The sequence below is a fragment of the Streptomyces sp. NPDC057137 genome, assembly GCF_042670825.1.
Taxonomy (GTDB): Bacteria; Actinomycetota; Actinomycetes; order Streptomycetales; family Streptomycetaceae; genus Streptomyces.
This window is the reverse complement of record NZ_JBHUUW010000090.1, coordinates 22,008-28,804: the sequence shown is the minus strand read 5'-3', so window position 1 is coordinate 28,804 and position 6,797 is coordinate 22,008. Positions and strand designations below refer to the sequence as shown.

The window sequence follows — 6,797 nt, the reverse complement described above, 5'->3', positions numbered from 1 at the left end:
GGCCCGGGGAGTACGAACTCCCCGGGCCCCTTCGTGTGCGCGTCGTGCCGGACCGGCTGGGATCAGCCGAGCGGCAGGGTGTTGACGGGGAGCTTGCCGGTGGGCAGGCCGTTGCCCAGGGACTCGGTCGGCAGTCCGTTCTCGGTGACGGACGTGGCCGCGTCGCCGAGGACCTGACCGGCGCCGCCGGCGGCTTCACCGGCCGCCCGCTGCGCGACGGGGGTCGCCGACTTGGCGACGCCGCCGAGGGTCTCGCCGGCCGCCGGGACGGACGTGCGGACCGTCTCGGCGCCGACCTCGCCCGCGATGCCGGTCGCCTGCCGGGCGCCGCTGTCCAGCGTGTCACCGAGGGCGGCGCCGTCCAGCTGGGAAACGCTGCCCAGGTCGGCGGTCTGGGGGAGGGCTGCTGCGCTGGCGGAGCCGGCCGCACCGACCACGGGGGCTGCGCCCGCCGCGATAAGCAGCGCGGCACGGGCGATCCGACGGGTCAGGGGGAGGGACATGGTGCTCCTTTGACGGGAGAGGAAATTGTCGTGTCCAGCGATCGGACGCTGTGACAACTCCTCCAAGGGCACCTGAGGTTGCGGTGTGCAAGAGTAAAGAATTGGTAATGCGTCGCATTATCCGCTACGGATAAAAACGGTCAAAGGATCCTCGGTGCGGAGATCTGGTGAACCGTCACTTCGCTTTGTTGGCAAGGGATTTGGCGCCGAACGAGTGAACCGGCCGGTGAGCCCGTGCCATGCCGACCGGATATGCCGCGACTACTCCGTTCGGGCTACCCCGACGTACTACTGCGCGATACGCATTCGAACGTCGTTTCCGGCGGATTTCTCCGGGCCGGATTCGCCGTCGCTCTTGCGCCAGCCCTCGTCGGACTTCGCCACGCTCCACACCCGGTCTCCTACGGAGACCTCGGCGATCCGCAGATCGGCGGAGTGCGCCACCGCCCAGTGGGCGAGTTCCCAACCACGTTTCCCGTCGGAGGAGTTGACCGGCACCGCGACCTCCGCCGAGCCCTTGGCCACGGCCTGTCCGCCGGCCGGCCCGCCGGCCGCGCCGTCGTCCGCCGACGGGGCGGCGGCGTCGGTGCCCGGCAGCACCTCGGACCCGAAGGCGTGCGTCAGGGCCGCCCGTACCTTCGCCGGATCGCCCGCCTCGCCGTCGCTCCCGCCCGTGCAGGTGAGGGTCGCGGCGGCCCTGCCGGTGAGCGCGGCGGACAGCAGCGTGGCGTCCGGCTCGTGCTTCGCGTACGCCTGCGGGAAACCGCTGCGCTGGACCCGCTGCGCTGCCTCCGTAAGAGGCAGCCGCGAGTAGCCGGGCACCTCGGCGAGCTTCGTGTAGAACTTCCCCGCCGAGTACACGGGGTCGAGGATCTGCTCGACCGTGCCCCAGCCCTTCGACGGGCGCTGCTGGAAGAGGCCGACGGAGTCCCGGTCGCCGTAGTCGATGTTGCGCAGCGCCGACTCCTGGAGCGCGGTGGCCAGGGCGATCGTGACGGCACGCTCGGGCATGCCGCGGGTGGTGCCGACCGCGGAGATCGTGGCGGCGTTCGCCGCCTGCTCCGGGCTCATCTCGTACGTGGGGACGTCACCGTCCGACGACTCGGCGGCCCGCGCGGTGCAGCGCGGCGGGCCGCTCTCGCCGGGGGCGAACCGCACGACGAGGTAGCCGGCCACCGCGAGGAGCACGGTGAACGCGGCCGCGACCCGAAGGAATCGGCCGCGACGGGGAGGGGAGGCGGTCTCGGACACGCGCCCACCGTACCGGCCCCGCCGGTCGGCCAGGACCGGTCCGCCCGCCCCCTGCCGACTCGGGCCGACACCGGCCACGCCGTAGGGTCTGGCCATGCCCGAAACGAAGCCTGGAACCACGCTGGACCTCACGCTGGACGCCCCGGAGCTCACCGCCCGGCTCGTCGACATCCCGTCCGTCAGCGGCGCCGAGAAGCCCCTCGCCGACGCCGTCGAGGAGGCGCTGCGCGCCCTGCCGCACCTCACCGTCGAGCGGTACGGCAACAACGTCGTGGCGCGTACGGATCTCGGACGGGCCGAGCGGGTCATCCTGGCCGGGCACATCGACACCGTGCCGATCGCCGACAACGTGCCCTCCAGGCTGGACGCGGACGGCATCCTGTGGGGCTGCGGCACCACCGACATGAAGTCGGGAGTCGCCGTCCAGCTGCGTATCGCCGCGACCGTCCCGGCCCCCAACCGCGACCTCACGTTCGTCTTCTACGACAACGAGGAGGTCGCCGCCGACCTCAACGGCCTGGGGCATGTGGCGGCCGCCCGCCCCGACCTCCTGGAGGCGGACTTCGCCGTCCTGCTCGAACCCTCCGACGCGCAGGTCGAGGGCGGCTGCCAGGGGACGCTGCGGATCCACCTCCGTACGGAGGGCGAGCGGGCGCACTCGGCGCGCAGCTGGATGGGGTCCAACGCCATCCACGCCGCGGCCCCGATCCTGGCCCGCCTCGCCGCGTACGAGCCGCGCCGCCCGGTGATCGACGGACTGGAGTACCGGGAGGGCCTGAACGCCGTGGCGATCGAGGGCGGCGTGGCGAACAACGTCATCCCCGACGCGTGCACCGTGGTGGTCAACTACCGCTACGCGCCGGACCGCGGCGAGGAGGAGGCGGTGGCGCACGTGCGCGCCGTGTTCGCCGACTGCGGGGTCCGTGAGTTCGTCGTGGACGATCACTCGGGCGCGGCCCTGCCGGGCCTCTCGCACCCCGCCGCCGCCGCTTTCATGGCGGCCGTGGGCGGCACCGCGCAGCCCAAGTTCGGCTGGACGGACGTCTCGCGCTTCGGCGCGCTCGGGGTGCCCGCGGTCAACTACGGCCCGGGGGACGCGCTGCTCGCCCACAAGCGGGACGAGCACGTGGCCGTGGAGCGGATCACGCACTGCGAGAACCGGCTGCGGGAGTGGCTGACCTCCTGAAGAGGCGCGGGCGGGGCGGTCGGCACGGCGGGGGAGCCGGACCGACCGCCGGAATTTCGCCGTTTGTCACCTCCATGGATCTACGCTGGCCGGGAACTGGCACAGCAGCGGAGGGAGCAGTCCATGGGCAGTCCTGAGGAAGCACGGAAGCCGGACACGCAGCGTCTCGGGCCGGTGCTGCGTCGCCGGGACCAGGTGCAGGCCGGCACCACCGACCAGCGGCTGCTGGACACCGAAGGCGACTCCGAGTGGGTGCACACCGATCCCTGGCGGGTCATGCGCATCCAGTCGGAGTTCGTGGAGGGCTTCGGCGCACTCGCCGAACTGCCCAGCGCCATCAGCGTCTTCGGCTCGGCCCGTACGCCCGTCGACTCGCCGGACTACGAGTCGGGCGTGCGCATCGGCCGGGCGCTGGTCGAGGCCGGATTCGCGGTGATCACCGGCGGTGGCCCCGGCGCGATGGAAGCGGCGAACAAGGGCGCGCGGGAGGCGAAGGGCGTCTCCGTCGGGCTCGGTATCGAGCTGCCCTTCGAACAGGGGCTCAACCCGCACGTCGACATCGGCGTGAACTTCCGGTACTTCTTCGTCCGGAAAACGATGTTTGTGAAATATGCCCAAGGTTTTGTGGTGCTGCCCGGCGGCCTCGGCACGCTGGACGAGCTGTTCGAGGCGCTCACGCTGGTCCAGACGCGCAAGGTGACCCGTTTCCCCATCGTCCTCTTCGGGACGCGGTACTGGTCCGGCCTCATCGACTGGCTGCGGGACACGGTCGTGGCGCAGGGCAAGGCGTCCGAGAAGGACCTGCTGCTGTTCCACGTCACCGACGACGTGGACGAGGCGGTGGCGCTGGTGACCAAGGAGACCGGCAAGTAGCGGCATCGGCGGCGGCCTCCTCCCCAGGAGGCCGTGGCTCAGGCCAGTCCCCGGCGGGCCACCGCCGGGGGCCGGTGGCCCGCGATGGACGCCACCATGTCCAGTACCTGCTTCGTCTCGGCCACCTCGTGCACGCGGTAGACCCGCGCGCCCAACCACGCCGATACGGCGGTCGTCGCGAGCGTGCCGATCACCCGCTCCTTCACCGGCTTGTCGAGGGTCTCGCCCACGAAGTCCTTGTTGGACAGCGACACGAGCACCGGCCAGCCGGTCTCCGCCATCTCGCCCAGCCTGCGGGTCGCCTCCAGCGAATGCCGGGTGTTCTTCCCGAAGTCGTGCCCCGGATCGATCATGATCCCGTCCCTGCGCACGCCCAGTTCCACGGCCCGTTCGGCCAGTCCGAGCGTGACCCGGAGAATGTCCGCGAGCACGTCGTCGTACGCGATCCGGTGCGGCCGGGTCCGGGGCTCGGCCCCGCCCGCGTGCGTGCAGACCAGCCCGGCGCCGTACCGGGCGGCGACCTCGGCCAGCGCCGGATCCACCCCGCCCCAGGCGTCGTTGAGCACATCGGCGCCCGCCTCGCAGACGGCCTCGCCGACCTCGTGCCGCCAGGTGTCGACACTGATCACCACGTCCGGGTACCGCCTGCGGACCTCGGCGACGAAACCGACCGTGCGGCGCGCCTCCTCCTCCGCCGTCACCTCGTCGCCGGGCCCCGCCTTCACGCCGCCGATGTCGATGATGGCGGCGCCCTCGGACACCGCCTGCTCCACCCGGTCGAGCGCCGGCTGGTCGTGGAAGGTCGCGCCCTGGTCGTAGAACGAGTCCGGGGTCCGGTTGACGATGGCCATGATCACCGGCTCGTACGCGTCGAACTCCCGCCGCCCCAGCCGCAGAGTGCCGCTGCTCATCCCCTGGTCACCGCCCGTTTCCGCCATCCATGCCGTCGCCAGCGACCTTAACTGTCGGTCCCGCATGGCACGATCGGGATCGGACGTTTCCTGCCCCGGGGAGAAGCTCGTGTTCTTGTTCTTGCTCATCGCGATGGTCGTGGTGGTCGCTGCCGTCACTCTCGCGGTGGTCGGCGGCGGCGACCGCGAGGTGCTGCCCGAGTCCGCGCCCGAACACTTCGTGGACCCGCTGCCCACGACACGCCCGGTCGGCCGCGCCGACATAGAGGCACTGCGCCTGCCGGTCGGCGCCCGCGGCTATCGGATGGCGGACGTGGACGAGGTGCTGGCCAGGCTCGGCGCCGAGCTGGCCGAGCGTGACTCCCGGATCGCCGAGCTGGAGTCCAGCCTGGCGGGCGCCCAGGCGACGGCCGTCGGCCGGCCCGATCTCTTCAAGAACCCGGGCGAGGAGGACCAGCGGTGACCGACGGCGGAGCGGTGGCGGGACCGGACGGCGAGCTGCGCTGTCCCTGGGGCCTGTCGACCGAGGACTACGTCACGTACCACGACGAGGAGTGGGGCCGCCCCGTCCACGGCGACGACGCGCTCTTCGAGCGGCTGTGCCTGGAGGCGTTCCAGTCCGGCCTCTCCTGGATCACGATCCTGCGCCGCCGCGAGGGCTTCCGCCGGGCCTTCGCCGGATTCCACGTCCCGGCCGTCGCCGCCTTCACCGACGCGGACGCCGCCCGGCTGCTGACCGACGAGGGCATCATCCGTAACCGCGCCAAGATCGACGCCACGCTCGCCAACGCGCGCGAGCTGGCCGGCTGGCCCGCCGGCGAGCTGGACGGCCTCATCTGGTCGTACGCGCCGGACCCGGCGACGCGCCCGGTGCCGAAGACGATCGGGGACGTCCCGGCGGTCACCGACGAATCCACCGCGCTGGCGAAGGCGCTCAAGAAGCGCGGCATCCGATTCGTCGGTCCCACGACGGCGTACGCGCTGATGCAGGCGTGCGGCCTGGTCGACGACCACCTGGCCGGGTGCCTGGTCCGCAGGCAGCTCACCGAGGCCTGAGCGGGCCGACCCGACAGCGGCGTCAGCGGCCCACGTAGCGGGGCTTCGCCTTGTCGAGGAAGGCTTGGACCGCGATGCCGTGGTCCTGCGACGCGCCCGCCCGGTTCTGGAGTTCGCCCTCCTTCTCCAGCGTCTCGGCCAGCGAGTGGCCGGCGCCGTACGCCAGGGACTCCTTCAGCGCCGCGTACGCCAGCGTGGGGCCCTCCGCGAGGGTGCGCGCGACCGCCGCCGCCTCGGCCGCGAGATCGGCCGCGGGGACCAGCTTGTTGACGATCCCCAGCTCATGGGCCGACTCCGCCGTGATCGACCGGGGGAACATCAGCAGGTCGGCCGCCCTGCTCTGCCCGATCAGCCGGGGCAGCGTCCACGACACGCCGGAGTCGGCCGTCAGCGCCACGCCCGCGAACGAGGTGTTGAAGGAGGCGGTGTCGGCGACGACGCGGTAGTCGCAGGCGAGCGCGAAGCCCAGCCCCGCACCGGCCGCGACCCCGTTGACCCCGGCGACGACCGGCTTCGGCATCTCGGTCAGGGCCCGCACGATGGGGTTGTAGTGCTCCCGCACGGTGCTCATGGTCCCGCCGCTGCCGTCGGCCGCGTCGGCCGCCAGCAGCGAGACATGCTCCTTCAGGTCCTGCCCCACGCAGAAGGCCCGCCCGGTGGCCGTGAGGAGGACGGCCCGTACGGCGGAGTCGGCCTCGGCGGCGCGCAGCGCGTCCCGCAGGGCGACCTTGGCCGCGATGTTCAGCGCGTTCATGGCCTCGGGCCGATTGATCGTGACGGTCGCGAGCCCGTCGCTCACCTCGTACAGCACCGTGTCGGCCATGATCGGATCTCCTCTGCGACTCTGACTGCCTGTCCCGCTGTCCTGTCCGGCCCCAGCATGGCGGAGATCACCGCAGGCCGGCATGTGACCTGCGTCAAACAATCCAGGGCCGTAGAGCCGTGAACAGCGGCGAAGTATCGCAGGCGGATCGCCGAATTGAGTCGTTTTGAGAGAGCGCGTTGCGCAAGCGATGC

General features: G+C 71.9%; 8 protein-coding genes. 4 read left to right on the top strand and 4 right to left on the bottom strand.

Annotated elements, in window-relative coordinates; translation table 11 throughout:
- Positions 1-62: 62 nt before the first annotated feature.
- Complete coding sequence (locus ACFT9I_RS36995) at positions 63-503, bottom strand: ATP-binding protein (protein WP_382571825.1); 441 nt, start codon at positions 501-503, stop codon at positions 63-65.
- A gap of 288 nt (positions 504-791) precedes the next feature.
- Entirely contained in the window at positions 792-1,754 is a 963-nt protein-coding gene (locus ACFT9I_RS36990; protein WP_382571823.1) for a hypothetical protein, read from the bottom strand.
- Positions 1,755-1,848: 94 nt separating this feature from the next.
- On the opposite strand from ACFT9I_RS36990, the gene dapE reads away from it, so the two are divergent.
- Together dapE and ACFT9I_RS36980 are read left to right on the top strand one after the other, a co-directional pair.
- Positions 1,849-2,940, top strand: a complete 1,092-nt coding sequence (dapE, locus tag ACFT9I_RS36985; RefSeq protein WP_382571822.1) for a succinyl-diaminopimelate desuccinylase — start codon at positions 1,849-1,851, stop codon at positions 2,938-2,940.
- Between the two features lie 123 nt (positions 2,941-3,063).
- A complete protein-coding gene (locus ACFT9I_RS36980) occupies positions 3,064-3,813 on the top strand; it encodes a TIGR00730 family Rossman fold protein (protein WP_382571820.1) in 750 nt (249 codons plus the stop codon).
- Between the two features lie 38 nt (positions 3,814-3,851).
- Here ACFT9I_RS36980 and folP read toward each other — a convergent pair whose 3' ends face one another.
- Positions 3,852-4,724, bottom strand: coding sequence for a dihydropteroate synthase (gene folP, locus ACFT9I_RS36975; protein ID WP_382571819.1), 873 nt, complete (start codon positions 4,722-4,724; stop codon positions 3,852-3,854).
- Positions 4,725-4,788: 64 nt separating this feature from the next.
- Here folP and ACFT9I_RS36970 point away from each other — a divergent pair, with 64 nt between their 5' ends.
- A complete protein-coding gene (locus ACFT9I_RS36970) occupies positions 4,789-5,187 on the top strand; it encodes a hypothetical protein (RefSeq protein ID WP_382571817.1) in 399 nt (132 codons plus the stop codon).
- On the top strand, positions 5,184-5,780 hold the full coding sequence (locus ACFT9I_RS36965) for a DNA-3-methyladenine glycosylase I (RefSeq protein ID WP_382571815.1): 597 nt from the start codon (positions 5,184-5,186) through the stop codon (positions 5,778-5,780). The genes ACFT9I_RS36970 and ACFT9I_RS36965 overlap by 4 nt, the downstream gene beginning before the upstream one ends.
- Before the next feature lie 22 nt (positions 5,781-5,802).
- Here the strand turns inward: ACFT9I_RS36965 and ACFT9I_RS36960 are convergent, their stop codons facing one another.
- Entirely contained in the window at positions 5,803-6,603 is an 801-nt protein-coding gene (locus ACFT9I_RS36960; RefSeq protein ID WP_382571813.1) for an enoyl-CoA hydratase/isomerase family protein, read from the bottom strand.
- Between the last annotated feature and the right edge of the window lie 194 nt (positions 6,604-6,797).